Annotated in this window: 16 protein-coding genes; 5 read left to right on the top strand and 11 right to left on the bottom strand. The window is 55.4% G+C overall.

Annotated features, from left to right (window positions below):
* Positions 1 to 109 precede the first annotated feature (109 nt).
* From pnp to ACCI49_RS13310, 4 genes are all read left to right on the top strand, one after another.
* Positions 110 to 2,233 carry a polyribonucleotide nucleotidyltransferase gene (gene pnp / locus ACCI49_RS13325; protein ID WP_371839503.1) on the top strand — a complete coding sequence of 708 codons (2,124 nt, stop codon included), beginning with the start codon at positions 110 to 112 and terminating at the stop codon, positions 2,231 to 2,233.
* Between the two features lie 131 nt (positions 2,234 to 2,364).
* A complete protein-coding gene (locus ACCI49_RS13320; RefSeq protein WP_371839502.1) occupies positions 2,365 to 3,015 on the top strand; it encodes a hypothetical protein in 651 nt (216 codons plus the stop codon).
* Positions 3,008 to 3,418 carry a GFA family protein gene (locus tag ACCI49_RS13315; protein WP_371839501.1) on the top strand — a complete coding sequence of 137 codons (411 nt, stop codon included), beginning with the start codon at positions 3,008 to 3,010 and terminating at the stop codon, positions 3,416 to 3,418. The genes ACCI49_RS13320 and ACCI49_RS13315 overlap by 8 nt, the downstream gene beginning before the upstream one ends.
* A gap of 110 nt (positions 3,419 to 3,528) precedes the next feature.
* Complete coding sequence (locus ACCI49_RS13310; RefSeq protein WP_371839500.1) at positions 3,529 to 4,503, top strand: zinc transporter ZntB; 975 nt, start codon at positions 3,529 to 3,531, stop codon at positions 4,501 to 4,503.
* A gap of 33 nt (positions 4,504 to 4,536) precedes the next feature.
* On the opposite strand, the gene ACCI49_RS13305 is transcribed toward ACCI49_RS13310, so the two are convergent.
* The 10 genes from ACCI49_RS13305 to dksA form a co-directional block, all read right to left on the bottom strand.
* Positions 4,537 to 5,328 carry a thioesterase family protein gene (locus ACCI49_RS13305; protein WP_371839499.1) on the bottom strand — a complete coding sequence of 264 codons (792 nt, stop codon included), beginning with the start codon at positions 5,326 to 5,328 and terminating at the stop codon, positions 4,537 to 4,539.
* 83 nt (positions 5,329 to 5,411) lie between these two features.
* Entirely contained in the window at positions 5,412 to 6,224 is an 813-nt protein-coding gene (panB, locus tag ACCI49_RS13300) for a 3-methyl-2-oxobutanoate hydroxymethyltransferase (protein ID WP_371839498.1), read from the bottom strand.
* 5 nt (positions 6,225 to 6,229) lie between these two features.
* Complete coding sequence (locus ACCI49_RS13295; protein WP_371839497.1) at positions 6,230 to 6,916, bottom strand: deoxynucleoside kinase; 687 nt, start codon at positions 6,914 to 6,916, stop codon at positions 6,230 to 6,232.
* A gap of 108 nt (positions 6,917 to 7,024) precedes the next feature.
* Complete coding sequence (folK, locus tag ACCI49_RS13290; protein ID WP_371839496.1) at positions 7,025 to 7,501, bottom strand: 2-amino-4-hydroxy-6-hydroxymethyldihydropteridine diphosphokinase; 477 nt, start codon at positions 7,499 to 7,501, stop codon at positions 7,025 to 7,027.
* Positions 7,501 to 8,880, bottom strand: a complete 1,380-nt coding sequence (gene pcnB, locus ACCI49_RS13285; RefSeq protein ID WP_442928491.1) for a polynucleotide adenylyltransferase PcnB — start codon at positions 8,878 to 8,880, stop codon at positions 7,501 to 7,503. The genes folK and pcnB overlap by 1 nt, the downstream gene beginning before the upstream one ends.
* Before the next feature lie 834 nt (positions 8,881 to 9,714).
* Positions 9,715 to 11,106, bottom strand: a complete 1,392-nt coding sequence (locus ACCI49_RS13280) for a sigma-54-dependent transcriptional regulator (protein WP_371839495.1) — start codon at positions 11,104 to 11,106, stop codon at positions 9,715 to 9,717.
* A gap of 126 nt (positions 11,107 to 11,232) precedes the next feature.
* Entirely contained in the window at positions 11,233 to 14,193 is a 2,961-nt protein-coding gene (locus ACCI49_RS13275) for an ATP-binding protein (protein ID WP_371839494.1), read from the bottom strand.
* Positions 14,183 to 14,359 carry a hypothetical protein gene (locus tag ACCI49_RS13270; protein WP_371839493.1) on the bottom strand — a complete coding sequence of 59 codons (177 nt, stop codon included), beginning with the start codon at positions 14,357 to 14,359 and terminating at the stop codon, positions 14,183 to 14,185. Before ACCI49_RS13270 ends, ACCI49_RS13275 begins: the two co-directional genes overlap by 11 nt.
* A gap of 147 nt (positions 14,360 to 14,506) precedes the next feature.
* Complete coding sequence (gene gluQRS / locus ACCI49_RS13265) at positions 14,507 to 15,379, bottom strand: tRNA glutamyl-Q(34) synthetase GluQRS (RefSeq protein WP_371839492.1); 873 nt, start codon at positions 15,377 to 15,379, stop codon at positions 14,507 to 14,509.
* Between the two features lie 79 nt (positions 15,380 to 15,458).
* Positions 15,459 to 15,896 (bottom strand): RNA polymerase-binding protein DksA, encoded by a 438-nt coding sequence (gene dksA / locus ACCI49_RS13260; RefSeq protein WP_152454721.1) that lies wholly within the window; start codon positions 15,894 to 15,896, stop codon positions 15,459 to 15,461.
* 255 nt (positions 15,897 to 16,151) lie between these two features.
* On the opposite strand from dksA, the gene sfsA reads away from it, so the two are divergent.
* A complete protein-coding gene (sfsA, locus tag ACCI49_RS13255; RefSeq protein WP_371839491.1) occupies positions 16,152 to 16,850 on the top strand; it encodes a DNA/RNA nuclease SfsA in 699 nt (232 codons plus the stop codon).
* Between the two features lie 45 nt (positions 16,851 to 16,895).
* Here the strand turns inward: sfsA and ACCI49_RS13250 are convergent, their stop codons facing one another.
* Positions 16,896 to 17,240 carry a Rieske (2Fe-2S) protein gene (locus tag ACCI49_RS13250; RefSeq protein WP_371839490.1) on the bottom strand — a complete coding sequence of 115 codons (345 nt, stop codon included), beginning with the start codon at positions 17,238 to 17,240 and terminating at the stop codon, positions 16,896 to 16,898.
* Positions 17,241 to 17,262: the final 22 nt, after the last annotated feature.

Genomic DNA, 17,262 nt, shown 5'->3' with positions numbered 1-17,262 from the left:
GCACATCCCCGTGTCGTCCTGAGAGAGGCGTTTGGATACCTCGCTCGGGCAACCATTGTAGGGGTTACTGGAATGGGCCAGTAACCGTAAGGAAATAGGAAAAAAACTAGTGAATCCAGTAAGCAAAACTTTCCAGTACGGACAACACCAGGTGACTATTGAAACTGGCCGCATTGCTCGCCAGGCTACGGGCTCAGCCCTGGTTACCATGGGTGAAACCATTGTTCTGTGTACCGTTGTAGGTGCCAAAGAAGCTAAGCCTGACCAGAGCTTCTTCCCTCTGTCGGTGCACTACCAGGAAAAAGCCTACGCGGCTGGCAAGATTCCCGGTGGCTTCTTCAAGCGCGAAGGCCGCCCGTCTGAAAAAGAAACCCTGACTTCCCGTCTGATCGATCGCCCGATCCGCCCGCTGTTCCCGAACGGCTTTATGAATGAAGTTCAGGTGATGTGTACCGTTCTCTCCGCGGAGAAGGACATGGACCCGGATATCGCTGCCATGATCGGCACTTCCGCAGCGCTGTCTGTTTCCGGTATTCCCTTCGCTGGCCCCATCGGTGCTGCGCGTGTGGGTTACACCCAGCAAGACGGCTACCTGCTGAACCCGGGCTACGAAGCTCTGAAGACTTCGGAGCTGGATATGGTCGTTGCCGGTACCAAAGACGCCGTACTGATGGTGGAGTCCGAAGCCCAGGAGCTGCCGGAAGACATCATGCTGGGTGCCGTACTCTACGCACACCAGGAAATGCAGGCCATTATCAAGGTTTGTGAAGAGCTGAAAGCGGAAGCGGGCAAGCCCCAGTGGGACTGGCAGGCTCCGGCGGAAAACACCGAGCTGAAAGCTGCCCTGGACGCTCAGTTTGGCGAGAAGGTTGCCGAAGCCTACCGCATCACCAACAAGCAAGAGCGCAGCACCCGCCTGGCGGAACTGCGCAGCGAAGCTGCTGAAGCCCTGGCTACTGAAGAAATTAGCGCCGATCTGGTAAAAAGCTACTTCGGCAAGCTGGAGAAGAAGCTGGTGCGCGGCGCTGTAGTGCGTGGCGAGCCCCGTATCGACGGTCGCGACAGCAAGACTGTACGTTCGATCGCTGTGGAAGTTGGCGCTCTGCCCAAGTCCCACGGCTCTGCGCTGTTCACCCGTGGTGAGACCCAGGCTCTGGTAGTGGCTACCCTCGGTTCCACTGGCGATGCACAGATCATCGACGCCCTGGAAGGTGAGCGCAAAGACTACTTTATGCTGCACTACAACTTCCCTCCCTACTCTGTAGGTGAAGCGGGTCGTGTCGGTGCCACCGGTCGTCGCGAAATCGGTCACGGCCGCCTCGCTCGTCGCGGTATCGCTGCAGTTCTGCCGAGCCCGGACAGCTTCCCCTACACCGTGCGTGTGGTTTCCGAAATCACTGAATCCAACGGTTCCAGCTCCATGGCTTCCGTTTGTGGTTCCAGCCTGGCGCTGATGGATGCGGGTGTTCCGCTGAAGGCACCGGTAGCCGGTATCGCTATGGGCCTGGTGAAGGAAGACGAAGGCTATGCGGTTCTGACCGATATCCTCGGTGACGAAGACCACCTCGGCGATATGGACTTCAAAGTAGCGGGTACCGCTTCTGGTGTGACCGCGCTGCAGATGGACATCAAGATCGAAGGTATCACCGAAGAGATTATGGAAACCGCACTGGAGCAGGCCCTGCAAGCGCGTCTGCACATTCTTGCGGAAATGAACAAGGTGATCGACTCCTCCCGCACCAGCGTGAATGAGAACGCACCGCGCTACGCGACCTTAAAGATCCATCCGGATAAGATCCGCGACGTGATCGGTAAAGGCGGTGCGACTATCCGTTCCATCACCGAAGAGACAGGCGCCTCCATCGATATCGAAGATGACGGCACTATCAAGGTCTTTGGTGAAGACGGCGAGAGCCTCGAGGCGGCAGTTACCCGCATCGAGGAAATCACTGCGGAAGCTGAGATTGGCGCTATTTACGAGGGTACTGTGGTACGTATCGTGGATTTCGGAGCATTCGTTAACTTCCTGCCGGGTAAAGACGGGTTGGTGCATATCTCCCAGATCGCTGAAGAGCGTGTTAACGCAGTGACTGACTATCTGAGCGAAGGCCAAAAGGTATTCGTTAAAGTGCTCGACGTAGACCAGCGTGGACGCATCAAGCTCTCCATCAAGGAAGCCAAAGCCGACCAGGCCGCTTCTGCAGAGGAGAAGCAGGGTTCTGAAGAAGCATAAGCCTTTAGAGACCCGAAGAACCCGGCTTTGAGCCGGGTTTTTTTTTGCAGTTTTTTAGGGTGGTTAGGGCCCTTATAGGCATTTGGTCGGGAGGTTTTTCGGTTAGAATTCCAAGAAAAAAGGGGAACACCTTGCACAATTTTTGGCTTCTCGACCTTCTGCTGGGACTCGCCTGCCTGCTGGTGGCCAACCAATACTGGTACTTTACACGCGAGCGCTTCCAGTCCGCTGCCTTGATTATTGTCGCTGCGCTTTTGTGTATGTCCCTCGCCGCGTTGGTGGGTGCCTACCGCTACGGCATTGATCCGGGAATCACTGAATTGCATCGGGCACTCACACGGCTTTCCGGCCTCGCTTCTTTTCTGCTAATCGGTTTGGGCTTGCTATGGGCGCGGATGGCACTTTCCTGGGGCGCGGATAATCGAGCGCCCGCCTACATAGTAATGGTGTTGGTCTTGGCCAGTGCGATTGGCCTCAGCGAGAGCGGCATGTTGATGCCCCAGGCGGTTGTTGATCTCTACTCGGCCCTGGGATTATTACTCTGGATATTGGTAGCCCTACTGGAACTAATGGCGCGGGGTAAGCTTTCGCGTAACCAGGCTATATTGCTCGGTGGTGGAGCGGCACTGGTTGCGGTAAACGCGCTATTAATTGGCACTGGTTCTTCGCGGCTACTGGGTTTGGCGCGTACTAACTGGTTCCATCTGCTTTTGGCTGTTTCAGTATTCTCCCTGCTGTGCGCACGGCCTTTGTTTACTATGGATAAATCTAGCGATGAGTGAGATAACAACCCAACTGCAAGGGGGGTGCCATTGTGGCGCCGTGCGTTTTCGTGCGCTGCACCGGCGCAACGACGATGAAGCTCTGGTGGTCCATGCCTGCAACTGCTCTATGTGTGAGAAGCTTGGTTACCTGCATCTGATAGTGCCCGCTCAGAACTTTGAACTGCTCAGTGGAGAGGAAGCCCTTAGCTGTTATACCTTTAATTCTGGTGTGGCTAAGCACTATTTTTGTCGGTGTTGCGGAGTAAAGCCCTTTTACATCCCGCGCTCAAATCCGGACGGTTACAGTATCAATGCACGCTGTTTGGATGAACAACCTCAGGGGCTCCAGGTAGAGCCCTTCGATGGGCAGAATTGGGAGCAGCATGCGGCGGCGCTGGCCCACTTGAGTCAAACTCAATAATAATCCACCGCCTTCTAATTTTTTACAGCACAGCAGCTAAATGGAGCTAATTTAAAGCTATCTGGTATTCCCTTTGGAGTCTTTGAGGGGAGCATAACGAACGGAAGCTTATGGCCAAGAAACCTGGGCAAATTCGTGCAATATTGCTTGATCGAAAGGGCTCAGGCCGTGAAATAGGTTGGCCTGAAGTAGAATCCTGGCACCCCCGCCAGGGTTTGCTGTGGCTCCATTTTGATAACACCGATGAAGATGCTGTCGATTGGATACGTGACTACAGTGGATTGCAGTCAGTAGTAGCCGAGGCTCTGTTGGCAAAGGAGATACGGCCGCGCACCCTGGCTGTCGATGATGGGCTTTTCCTGGCGTTGTGTGGGATTGACCCGAAACACAAATCGCGGCGGGAAAGTCGTGTCTCTATCTGTCTTTGGGTCGAGGAAAACCGGGTTATTAGTAATGGCAAGAGGCGCCTGTTGGCGGAAGAGGATTTAATCTCCCGCTTACACAGCGGTTGCGGGCCGCGGGGAAGTGCGGCGCTGGTGGTTTTCCTGGCAGATCTACTTGTGTTGCGCATGGGGGATCGGGTTGATGACTTTGAGGAAAAGGTCGATGAACTGGAAGATCAATTGCTGGATCGGGCAGTAAAGGGGATGGGCACTAACTTAGTTCAGTTTCGCAAGAGGACGATCGCCCTGCGTCGTTATCTGTGCCTGCAGAGAGAGGTTTTGACGCGAATGCAGCAGGAGTCGGCTCCCTGGTTTGATGATGGGAGCCATACCTTACTGGCGGATATCAATGAGCGCCTACAACGGCACATTGATGATATCGATACTGTGCGAGAGCGTGCTGCTATCGCTCAGGAGGAGCTGCTAAACCGTACTTCCGATGAATTGAACAGCCGCATGTATGTCTTATCGGTGGTAGCGGCGGTTTTTCTACCGTTAAGCTTTTTAACCGGGTTGTTTGGAATTAATGTTGGTGGGATTCCATGGGCGCAATCCCAGCAGGGCTTTTTAGCGTTTTGTATTTTGCTGGTAATTGCTGTTACCGGGCAGATTGCCTTTTTCTACTGGAGAAAATGGCTGTAGGTCCACTTTCCTCAGACCGCTTCCTGGCCTGTTTCAGCCAAAAATAGTCACCATCTGTCGGGACAGTGCGACAAGTCGGCCATCTTTATCCCATAGACGCGCTTGGATAACCGCGTAGCCATCCTCTGCCTGTTCCACTTCCGCTAAGTACTGCCACCAGTCGCTCGCCTTATGATTGGGTAGTGGCTCCATAAACTCCAGGGTCCAGGTTAGAGAGCTGGCCGGAGCAGGTGTTTTAAGCATCGGCAGGGTGGCGGGTGGCCAGGCGTCGATCAGGGCCAGGAGGTGGCTGATGCCCACTGTATTTTCACTGCCATCCTTAAAACGCACCCAACCGCCTAGCTGGCGTTCTTTTGTGCCACTGAAAGGCAGTTGGCCGATAGCGATACGGTAATCAAATTTCTGAGTGAACTCCGGCACTATACCTTCGAAGTAGGGCAGGGCCACGCATTTGTTCGGCTCATCAAATTCCGCTGCGGCTGCCTCATTGACCTCTACTGAGGAATCCCTGCCTCGACCATAGCTAGCCAGCCCCGCGAGCACGACCGCGTCGTTTTGGCGCAGATGGCCCTGCATTTGGGTAACAGAGCGCCCGGCACGTAAAATTTCGGCTGAGGTTTGCACGGCCTCTGCGCCCACCGGGGCAACAAAAGAGAAGGTCACTGAGCGCAGACTGCTGTCCTGGGCTACCTCTATTGCCATTTTTTCGTGGAGCATGGCAGCTACTAATCCGCCAAATGTGGCGCGCCCCTGGGTCCAGCCCGGCGGAACTGAAATGCCGTCCTGGCCCAGATTCCACTCGAGGAGAAGTTGATCGAAAGTCATAGTGTTACCGCTGGGAGGGCAGCCCCTGGGGGAGCTGCCGGGAAGGGTACCGGGATAGTTTGGGCCCCGGCTTAATGAAAATATTAATTGAAAGAATGTGAGTCGTCAGGGAAGACGCCGAGCTTGACGTCTTCGGCATACTTGCGCAGGGCCCCGGGAATATCTTCGGCTTCCACCAGAAAGTTCTTGGAGAACTTCGGCGGCTGTTCTGTGAGACCGAGAATATCGTTAATAACCAGTACCTGGGCATCGGTGTCGCGACCAGCACCAATACCGATAGTGGGCATAGAGACCGTTTCGGTAATGCGCTTTGCCAGTGTGGATGGGACACACTCGAGTACCAGCAGGTCAGCGCCCGCCTGGTCTAGTAGGATGGCATCCTCAAGCATTTGCTCAGCATGCTTTTCATCGCGGCCCTGTACACGGTAACCACCGAGTTTGTGAACCGACTGAGGTGTGAGGCCTAGGTGGGAGCAGACGGGGATGCCGCGGTCGGTGAGCATTTTGACGGTTTCGACTAGCCAGGCGCCACCTTCAATTTTCACCATATGGGCACCGGCCTGCATGATACGCGTAGCATTGGCGAGTGCCTGTTCTGGGGTGGCGTAGGTCATAAACGGCATATCGCCCATAATCAGGGACTTTTTATTACCGCGGGCCACCGCTTCTACATGGTAAATCATCTGTTCCATAGTCACTGGTACAGTGCTGTCGTAGCCGAGTACGGTCATACCCAGGGAGTCACCTACCAATACTGTTTCTACTCCGGTCTTCTGTGCCATGGCTGCCATAGGCGCATCGTACAGAGCGACGGTAATAAATTTCTCGCCGTTCGCTTTCATCTTGCGCAGGGTCTGAACGGTAACGAGCTTTTCTAATTCAGAGGGTGCATACATAACGATTAACTTCCCGGGTTGTAGTAGTGTCGGCCCTTGGTCACTGTGAGCATGTACTCGACCAACCGGCGGTAATCCTCTGGGCGATCGACAATATCGATCTCCTCACTATTGACGATCAGTAGCGGCGAACTGTCGTAGTAGTGAAAGAACTGTGTGTAGGCGTCGTTGAGTGTCGCCAGGTATTCGTTGCTGATAGCGCGTTCCGCAGGGATGCCGCGATTGCGGATACGGGCCTGCAGGACTTCCAGTGGGGCTTGTAGGTAGATCACCAAGTCCGGCTTTGGCGCTTCCAGAGTGAGGTGCTGGAATACCTGTTGGTAGAGGGCGAGTTCATCGGCATCCAGGGTTACCTGGGCGAACAGTTGGTCCTTCTCAATCAGGAAATCCGCGACCCGCACCGGCTCGAACAAGTCGTCTTGGCGCAGCGCCTGGATCTGTTGTGAGCGCTGCAATAGGAAGTGCAGTTGGGTCGGCAAGGCTGCATTCTTGGGGTCGCGGTAGAAGCGTTCGAGGAAGGGGTTTTCTTCCGGTAACTCCAGTAGGGTGTCGTAGTTGAAGGTGGTGGCGAGCTTTTTGGCCAGCGTGGTTTTGCCCACGCCGATATTGCCTTCCACGGCAATAAATTTCGGTAGCGTCCTGTCTGACAGGCCGAATTCACACGGATTGGTTTCGCTATTGTCGATAACCACGTGTTCGACTCCTCTTGTTGGGGCGTCTTCCCTGATGGGCTGCAGGCGCAAAAGTACTATCAAGCGGGGCTTTCAGTCGAGTACTTTTACCGCAGTGTTGAAGACCGCTCAGATTTTGTTCAGGCGGTTGTGTGGGCAGTCTTGTAGAAGTCGCTGCAGAGTCTTCCCGGTTGGCAGTTTCAACTTGGGTTCCAGTTCGGATAGTGGCAAGAGGACAAAGTTGCGCTCAGCTATACGGGGATGGGGTACTTGCAAGCGCACCTCATCAATCTGCTTTTCTCCAAACAGCAATATATCCAGGTCGAGAGTGCGCGCTCCCCAGCGCACAGAGCGTTCGCGCCCGTGGGCAGCCTCGATGGACTGCAAGTGGTTTAGAAGCTCAATGGGGGAGAGCGCAGTTTCCAACTCTGCTACAGCGTTGACGTAGTCCGGTTGTTCGCCTGGACCTATAGGTGCACTGCTGTAGAAACTGGAGCAGCGCAGCAGGCGGCTGCTGGGGATTTGATCTATGGCTGCCAGTGCGCTACGCAATTGATTCTGCGGTTGCGCCAGGTTGCTGCCGAGCCCGATAAATACTTTTTCCATTACTCGGCCGCCTTGGGCCTGCGTCGGCGTCCGCCACGGGAGTTACGCCCGCGGCGATTGCCTCCGCCATTGCGCTGTAGCTTCCGTACCATCTGTTGGCGTTGCTCGTCGTCGGCCTGCTGGAAATCGGTCCACCATTGGCCCAGCCCAGCTTCAATTTCACCGCTCCCCTCGCGCAGCAATAGGAAGTCATAGGCGGCACGGAAACGCGGGTGTTCCATCAGACGCTGCGCACGACTACCTCCGCGCTGAGGCAGACGGTGCTGAAGGTCCCAGATTTCGCGCATGGGGATGGAGAAACGTTTGGGAATTGCGGTATGTGCTAGCTGACTACTGGTGATTTTCTGTGCGGCCTGCGCCAGTGCCGGCGCCGGCGGAATGCCTTTGCCTACCAGTTTGCTCTGTTCCTCATTCACCGCAGGCCAGAGCAGGGCAGCGTAGAGGAAGGCGGGAGTAACGCGCATATCCGCCTGTATACGCTGATCAGTATTACGTAGCGCGCTTTGGGCCAGCTCCAGCGCCGCGGGGCTCTTCTCTATTTGGGTGGCGTTATCCGGGAATAGGTGCTGCCACAGGTGGTAGCGGTGTAGTAACTTAAAAGTGCGCTCGCCCTGCCCGCTCATAAGCAGCTTGAGGATCTCATCAAAAAGCCGGGCTGGAGCGATATTGCGGAGCAAGGGGGATAGCTCCTGAAGTGGGGCTTCTGTATTGTGCTCAATAGCGAAGTCCAGCTTGGCGGCGAAGCGCACTGCGCGCAGCATCCTTACCGGATCTTCTTTGTAGCGGATGATCGGGGCTCCAATCATGCGAATCAGGCGTTTCTCGATATCCTCCACACCACCGGTGTAATCGTGGATTGCAAAACCGTCGGTAGTGTAATAGAGCGCGTTGACGGTGAAGTCCCGGCGCATGGCATCGCTTTCGAGGTCGCCGTAGACATTATCACGCAACAACATGCCGTGCTCGGACTGCCTAGCCTCGTGATCCTCTCCTTCGCTGTGGTGCCCACGGAAGGTGGTTACTTCAATGACTTCACGACCGATGCGTGCGTGCAGGATGCGGAACCGCCGCCCCACAATGCGCGCGCCGCGAAAGAGCTCTTTAGCCTGCTCGGGGGTGGCGTCAGTAGCCACATCGAAGTCTTTGGGGTGGCCGCCGAGCATCAGGTCGCGGACACCGCCGCCAACAATATAGGCTTGGTATCCTGCCTCCTGTAGACGCTTCATGACCGTCAGGGCCGCGCGACTGATGTCCCGGCGGGAGATGTTGTGATCGTTGCGGGCGATAACCCTGGGGCCTTTGGTGGCCGGCTTGCGCCAGCGTTTGATACTACTAATCAAATTATTGAGCATACGGCTGTCTGTCTTGACTACTGCCATTCGAAAATGACCGGAAAAGCCCTGCTGGTGCTCAGGCCACACTTCCGGTGGCGGCAGGCTCTATACCCGCTCTTTCCTTGCCCCTTTTGATAAGGGGATTGTCTGCGGCACTGCTGGGGCCTCATATACCTGGGCGTGCCCAGGGGCAAAGTCCGTAACCAGAGGTGCCAGAGGGGCATCTGTCGTCAGTGAGTCGGACTTGCGGGCGCGATTCTAACACACGCAAAGGAATGCGCCCGCAATCTGCGGGTGCCGGGAAGTTTGAGGAAAAGGTTATGGGAATTATTATTACCAGTATGAAGGTAGCGGCTTCCTTGCGCTCTTAATTTGCTATCAAGCAAACACCCTCTCCCAGGTACAATTCAGTCAGTTTGCAACGCGCTTGTTGTTATTTTTATTCTTCTTTGAAGTTTATTGTTATTATTTATTGTTGTTCTTTCGGTTTTGGCCTCTCATTGCTTTTATTATCGGCCTCCCCATTATTCTTATTGTGTTTCGCCCGCTTATTGTGAGTTGTTATAGGGCTTTTAACGGTCATTTATTTTTATTGTTGGCCGTTTTTAAATTTTGTACTAAGGATAAAGCACTTAGTGTGCCAACTTTTAAAAATCCTTAATAATCAATAAGTTATATTCTTTACGAAATTTGACGGAACTTTTTCCGGGCCCATTGCGTTACGGAAGGTGCGGCAATTGTTACTTGTGGGGCAGGCTGGGTAACACTTTCAATTGTTACCTAGTGGGGATCGCTTGGTGTGTCGGGGGGCTAGAAGGTGCTGGAGAAGATGGGAATGTGCAGGTAGGAGTACCTGCACAGGGTGCAGATTAGAGTTTCTCAGACTTCGGCGACCGCGCTACGGCGGGCCTTCTTGCGGGGAATCCCCAGCTTTTGCCGACGCTCCCACAAGCACTTGCGGCTGACCCCCAGCTTCTTTGCCAGGTCCGTTTCGCTCATGGTGTCCTGATGCTCGATCACGAAGCGGGCAAAATAGTCTTCCAGAGACAGATCTTCGCGAGGGTCTGTATGTGAGTTCCTGGGGCGCGGGACATCGGCAGTTTCGTCTATCGGCACCAGGTCCAATTCAATATCCAGGGTTTTGTGGTCAATTTCCCGGCTGTTGCGGTCAGTTAGGATCACAGCGCGCTGGATAGCGTTCTCCAATTCGCGCACGTTACCGGGCCATGTATAGGTTGTGACTGCTTGGATTGCCTCTGGGGATAAACGCAGTAATGGGCGCTCAATTTTGGTGCAGAACTTTTCCAGCAAGTGCTCTGCCAGTGCTAGCACGTCTCGACCGCGCTCGCGTAGGGGAGCCAGGGTCATTTGCACCACATTGATACGGTAGTAAAGGTCCTCACGGAATTTGCGTTCCACAGCCAGTTGGCGCAGGTTGCGGTGAGTCGCTGTTACCAGGCGCACATTCACTTTGCGCGATTCAATGGAGCCGATAGGACGGACTTCACCCTCCTGGATTACGCGCAGCAGGCGCGCTTGGGCCTCCAGGGGCAATTCACCGATCTCATCGAGGAACAGGGTGCCACCATCGGCGGCAGCAACAAGGCCCTCGCGGGCGCTCTGGGCGCCGGTAAAGGCGCCTTTCTCATAGCCGAACAGCTCAGACTCAATCAGGGTTTCGGGGATAGCGGCACAGTTCACTGAAATCAGTGGCTTGCCGGCACGGCGGCTCTCTTCGTGGATGGCTCGGGCCACCAACTCCTTACCGGTACCGGTCTCACCATGCACCAACACAGTGGCGTCGGTGGGGGCTACCTTGTGAATACGGCCGTAGAGCTCGCGCATCACTTGGCTAGTGCCGATCATGCCAGCGATGGTGCCGGTGTTTCCTTTGTCGGTGGAGGTCTGGGCGCGGCTCTGTTCAGCCTTGCCGATTACCCGACGCACCGTGGCTATCATTTCGTCGTGATCGAAAGGCTTGGCGATGTAGTCAGCGGCCCCCATGCGCATAGAGTCCACCGCAGATCTGAGGCTGGCGTAGCTGGTCATGATCAGCACCGGTACTTCCCCCGCATGTTTGAGCAGGTCGGTGCCGGGAGCACCAGGCAGGCGCAGGTCAGAAATTACCAGGTCTACTTCATTGACCCGATATTTACTCAGGGCCTCGCGTACGGAGCCTGCCTCACTGATCTTGTAGCGATGTCGCTCTAGTAGTTTGCGCAGCGCCGTTCGAATAATGGCTTCATCTTCGACGATCAGGATGTGGCTCATGTGTTACGCCTGGTTACAAAACACTCAATAAGCGCCTAGTTTTACCTGAGTGCCGTTTCTATGCAACTCAAAAACTGCGAATTGGGATGATTTTGCACAAAATATGATCAGTTTGGCTGCCGATGCTCAGGCTGCCAGTGGTAGCTGAACGATAAATTTGGCGCCTCGGCCTGTCTCCCGGTTGGCCGGGCTCACCAGCTCCAGCTGTCCTTCATGCTCCTCAACAATGCTGTATACCATCGCCAATCCTAAGCCTGTGCCCTCACCGGGCTCCTTGGTGGTGAAGAAAGGTTCGAGAATTCGGTCGCGATTTTTGGCGGAGATTCCGGGGCCATTATCTGTGACAGAGACGCAGGCACTGCCGTTTGCAACATAACCCTCGATTAAGATGTGTCCGCCATCGGGACTGGCGTCCCGGGCATTGCTGAGTAAGTTGATAAACACTTGGATCAGGCGTTGGTTGTCACCTGGGGCGATCAAGTTCTCCGGCACTGTGTTATCGAAGCGCACTTCGGTCTTATCCCTTTGCAGGGACAGCAGGTGCACTGCTTCCTGCACGCAAGCATACAGATCCACAGGGGCACGTTCGCTCTCCTGGCTGCCGCTATGGGAGAAGTTGACCAGCGAGTGCACTATGCGGCTGATGCGCTGGGTCTGGCTAAGAATCTGGTCGGCGGTCTCCAGTACCTCTGGATTATCGCTGTCAAACTGGAGGTTTTGCGCCAGACAGGCGATGCCGGTTACCGGATTACCCACTTCGTGGGCGACTCCGGCGGCAAGGCGTCCCACCGAAGCCAAGCGCTCGCTGTGAATCAGCTCCTGCTCTAGTATCTGGGTTTCGGTGGTATCTTCGAGCAGTAGCATCTGGCCGTCGCCGCGGTCATCGCCGGTGCGGTCGTTGCGGCTGCGCCTTTGGCGGGTCTTGTGCAAATTGAGCCAGTGGCTGTTGCCCTCCAGGCTCACCTGTTGCTTGAAACGGCTGGCATCGGTGGATTCCGCGAACTCCGCCAATAGGCTGCGCCAGGGTTGCACCAGATATTCCAGCTTGGAGCCGATTACCTCACTGGCCGTGATGCCGGTGAGGTCCTGCATCGCGTAGTTCCACAATAGGATTTCGCCATCGCGCCCAAGAGAGCAGGCGGCCATGGGAAGTTCTTCCAGCATCTGCCGGTGGTAGAGGCGCAAGTTATTGAGTTCGGCGGCGAGTCCAGTGAGCTGGTGCTTGTAGCGGCCCAGGCGGGTCTCGATCAGGTGGATATCCTTATTGGCAGGTTGATCACTGTTTTGGAAGGGGAAGTGGCGATCGATAATCTGGCCGGCCAGAACTCGTCCGAGCAGTCCTGATAAGTTGGCCTCCAACCGGTTGCGCAGTTGGCGTAACGCGTAGGGGCGGCGCTCATTGTCCGGTAGCTTGAGCTGGCTGAGAGCGCGTTTAACCTCTTTATTGGCTGTGGCCGCTCCGAGGCTTTCCGACAGGCGCAAGCGGAAGTCCGCCGCAGACTCCACATCGAGCCCGAGGCGAAGAGCCTGAGCGATGGTATCGTCACTGCACAGATCTGCGGCGTACTGCTCCAGGCTGCTGGTATGGGTGAAGAGAGATAGCCCGATAAACAGCAGGATATTGACCCCAAGTGAAAGTGTTGTGACCTGGGTCCAGATGGACATCCCCAGCGGTATCTGTATGGCGGTACCGGGCAAGCTGATGCCACTCATATCGAAAATTGAGGGTAGCATCAGGCCACAGCCCCAGATCAACATGCCCCCCAGCAAACCGCCAATAAAACCACGCCGATTACCACGAGGCCAGTGGATTACTGCGAAGATACCCGGTAGGAACTGCAGTGAGCCAATAAATGCCAGTAAGGCCAAGTTTGATAGGGACAGACGATTGTTTAACAGCAAGTAGAAGGCGAACCCGGCGATAAATAGCGCGGCAATCAGGGCGCGACGCAGCCATACCAGCTGGCGATACATATTGTCTTCAGAGTGCCAGCGGGTACCTGGTAGTAGCCAGTGGTTCATTACCATGGTGGACAGTGCCAGGGTGATCATGATCAAAGCGCCAGTGGCGGCAGAAAGACCGCCGATAAAAGCGAGGGTGGTAAGTAATGTCGATCCACTGGCACGCGGCACCGCCAGGGAGAAATACTGCACTGGCTCGGCTACATCGAGAGCGAAGCCCGCCCACATAATCGGGAAGATCGGCAGTGCCATCAGCAACAGAAATAACGGGAAGCCCCAACTGGCGGTGCGCAATGCCTGTCCTGTGGGGCGCTCGGCAATGCTCAGGTAAAAAATATGCGGCATGGCCACAGCGGTGGCGATAAATACCAGCAGCAGGGTGTGTGAAGAGCCCTGCTCAATGGGGGTGTAGAGCAGCTGCTGCATATCATTGTTTTCCAACAACCACTGATCGAGGCCTGCGAAACCGCCGAAAACACCATAAACTGCATAGCCGCCCACCGCAGTGAGAGCAACCAGCTTCACCAGGGATTCCAGCGCCATGGCACTGGCGAGCCCCTCGCCGCGCTCACGGGTGGCGCCGTACATGCTGGTAAAGACCGCCAAGAGAACACAGTAGAAAAAGGCGATCAGGTTCTTGCTGGAAACACCACTATCCGGTAGCCCCAGGGCGGTGACACTGTCCCGAGATAGCAGTGCCAAAGTTTCTGACACCGCTTGGATTTGCAGTGCTACCAGCGGTAGCAGAGCCAGCAGCATAAACAGGGTGGCAAGGGTGCCTACTTGACGGCTGTGATAGCGAAACACCAGTAGGTCCGCGGGGGAGTAAAGCTGGTAGCGTTGTGCCAGGCGAGCCAGGGGTTCGAGTGCTACCGGGGCGAACAGAAACATGGCGCCGGTGCCCAGATAGTAGGCCAGTACGCCGTAGCCATACTGCCAGGCTAAGTCGACAATGCCGTAGAAAGTCCAGGCGGATAGGGATACCCCTAGAGAGAGTACGTATACCAGGGGGTGGCGTACCCAGCGTGAAGGCAGCCAGCCCTTTGAAGTTGCAAAGGCCACAAAGAACAAGGTGGCTATGTAAGCAACGCCGATCAGGGCGATATGGGCTATCTCAAAGCTCATTCGACTTGCGCCTCCACTGGATAAAAATCGCCAGCAGGATCAAGGCAAACCAGAGGATAAAGGGTCGATACCAGGCGCCAACAGGATTGATCATCCAGGTAAATATGGTGGGGGAGAATACATAGCCCACCAGCACAAATAGAATTAGCAGGGTGCGGTTGCTCATAGTTAGCTTTGGAAGCCCGCCTAGGGAAAAGAAGTTATTGGTCTATCAAGTTCACTTGGGGCATAGGAGCAATCCCATTGCCATGGCAAAGGCGCATCACTTTGGAGCGGACGCCGCAAGCGCAAAAATGTTAATTGTCCCCGAAGCTTAGTGCAATTGCCGGTCGCGCTTATCAACTTGGTGGCGCTGCCAGCGAGCCGTGGCCCACCTTAGGATATGCTCCGGGGCTTCCTGCTCCAACGAGTTGGGCACATGAAAGCCGAGAAACCTCAGGGCTGCACACAGGTTGCCTGCTGCTTTTTTGTCGTCAATAGCCGGCGCGTGGTTTTGCTTACTAAGCTTTTGCTGGCCGCCAGGCCCCATTACCAGCGGCAGGTGCCCAAAGGTCGGTGGCTCGGCGCCGAGTATACGAAACAAGCGTATCTGTGCGCCGGTGGTGTCGAGTAGGTCGGCGCCACGAACAACTTGAGTAATGCCTTGGGCAATATCGTCCAAGACCACTGCCAGTTGATAGGCGTAGAGGCCGTCGCGGCGCTTAAGGATAGTGTCTTCGCGTAGCGACTGGCGCTGTTTCCCACACCATATATCCTCAAAGCGTTCCTCGCCACCGGCGCATTGCAGTCGCAGGGCATAGGCTCCAGTGGTTGCAGGTCTTGCCCGGCAACCCAGATTGTCATGCCCACCATTTTGGCGAATCTGATTGCGCGAGCAGTAGCACGGGTACAGAAGTCCCTGTTCGCGCAGCTCTTCAAGGGTCCCCTCATAGAGTGCGTGGCGTTGACTCTGCCATTCGACTGCGCCGTGCCAGTGCAGGCCGTGGGCTTCCAGGGCATTCAGGATACGGGTAGCTGCACCGGGCTCTTCGCGGGGGGGATCCAAATCCTCCATGCGCAGCAGCCAATGGCCACCGTGGGAGCGGGCATCGAGATAGCTGCCGAGCGCACACACCAGCGAGCCAAAATGCAGGGGGCCGGTCGGCGAAGGGGCGAATCGACCGATATAGGGAGAAGTACTTTTCAAAATGACAGAAGGCGGTCCTGTCGGCCGCCGAATCGAACTGGGCGATCATTAGTGACCGCCGTTATGTAATCGGAAGAGATCAACCTGAAAGCTGTTTTTCCTTGATTTCCGCCAGAGTCTTACAGTCGACACAGAGCGTCGCTGTAGGGCGCGCTTCCAAACGGCGGATACCAATATCAACCCCGCAAGCTTCACAAAAGCCGTAGTCATCCTGGTCAATTAGCTCCAGGGTGGCGTCGATCTTCTTGATCAGTTTGCGCTCGCGATCACGGGTGCGAAGTTCAAGGCTGAACTCCTCTTCCTGACTGGCGCGATCGGCGGGATCGGGAAAGTTTGCGGCCTCGTCTTTCATGTGGGAAACGGTGCGGTCCACTTCCGCCATCAGTTCGGCCTTCCAGGCTAACAGCAAGTTGCGGAAATGCTCCTGCTGCTTCTCATTCATGTACTCTTCGCCCTTAGTCTCCTTATAGGGCTCAAAGCCGTGCAGAGAATCGGTGCTCGCAGCAGTTTTGGGCATAGTCGTTGCCTCTCTTTCTATACGGGCCCCCGATAATGGGGGCGATACCACCAAATTCAATCTAGCCTAGACCGTAATCTTTTTGATTGGTGCTTTTTTCACCTGTCAAAAAGCTCATAGCGGCAGGCTAATCCTTATTCCGGTTGCCGATACCGCTGGCGACCGAGAGCGAGGAAGCTATCAAATCTGCGCGATTCGCGCCACCAATAGTTGTCTGCTATTTTGTGGCGCCGAAATGTACAAGAGTGCCAGCCCGTGAAGTTTATTCCCCAGTTTCAACAGGCAAGCCTGTTACGTCGCTACAAACGTTTTCTCGCCGATGTGGAGTCGCCCGAGGGTGAAGTTTTTACTATTCATTGCCCTAATACCGGCTCTATGAAGAGTTGCTGGGTTGAGGGTGCCGCTTGTTGGTACTCGGATTCCGGCAACCCCAAACGCAAGTATCGCCATACCCTGGAGATCACCACTACTCCCGAAGGTGCTCTTGCTGGTGTGAATACCGGGCGCGCTAATGCCTTGGTAGAAGAGGCAATACTTTCCGGAGTGATCAGTGAACTACAGGGCTATGAATCTCTGCGTCGGGAAGTGCGCTATGGAGACGAAAACAGCCGTATTGATTTCCTGTTGTCTGGTGATCAGGGCGACTGTTATGTGGAGGTCAAGAACGTCACCCTGGCAGATGGGGCCCGTGGTTATTTTCCCGATGCGGTAAGTGCTCGAGGCGCCAAACATCTGCGCGAATTACAAAAACTGGCGGAGAGCGGCGTGCGCGCAGTACTTCTCTACTGTGTGCAACACAGTGCTATTGAAACTGTGGAGGCAGCGCGAGAGATTGACCCCACTTATGCTGATGCCCTCGACAGTGCTGTATCTGCCGGTGTGCAAGTGCTCGCTTATAAGGCGCAGATAGGTGCTGAAGAAATTGCCCTGGTACAGCCTTTACCATTCCGTTGATATGGGGCCTGGCGGGGCCGCTTAAGCTAGCCTGGCGACTGTCCCCTATTGTGGCAGCAGGGCGTAGAGCCCATCCTGGGCATACTCAACTGGCACTGGAGTTAGGGCATCACCGGTACAGGGGCCGGCGATGCACTCGCCAGTTTCTATCAGGAATAGGGCGCCGTGGGAGGCACACTGGATCAGCGCGCCATCCGGATCTAGAAATTGGTTTTCCTGCCAGTCGAGATTGATGCCGCGATGTGGGCAAGTGTTGCGGTAGGCATAAACCTCGCCATCTTTCATTACGGCAAATACATTGTCAGTACCGGCGGCGGTATCGCCGAGGGAAAAGCCCTTGGATTGTCCTTCGGTTAATTCATCGTAGCGGCACAGGAAGTATTTCTGCATAAAGTCGGCTCTGGACTCTGTT

The sequence above is a fragment of the Microbulbifer epialgicus genome (genome assembly GCF_041447265.1).
Lineage (GTDB): Bacteria > Pseudomonadota > Gammaproteobacteria > Pseudomonadales > Cellvibrionaceae > Microbulbifer > Microbulbifer epialgicus.
The sequence above is the reverse complement of the archived record's forward strand: the minus strand, read 5'-3'. Positions and strand labels throughout refer to the sequence as shown.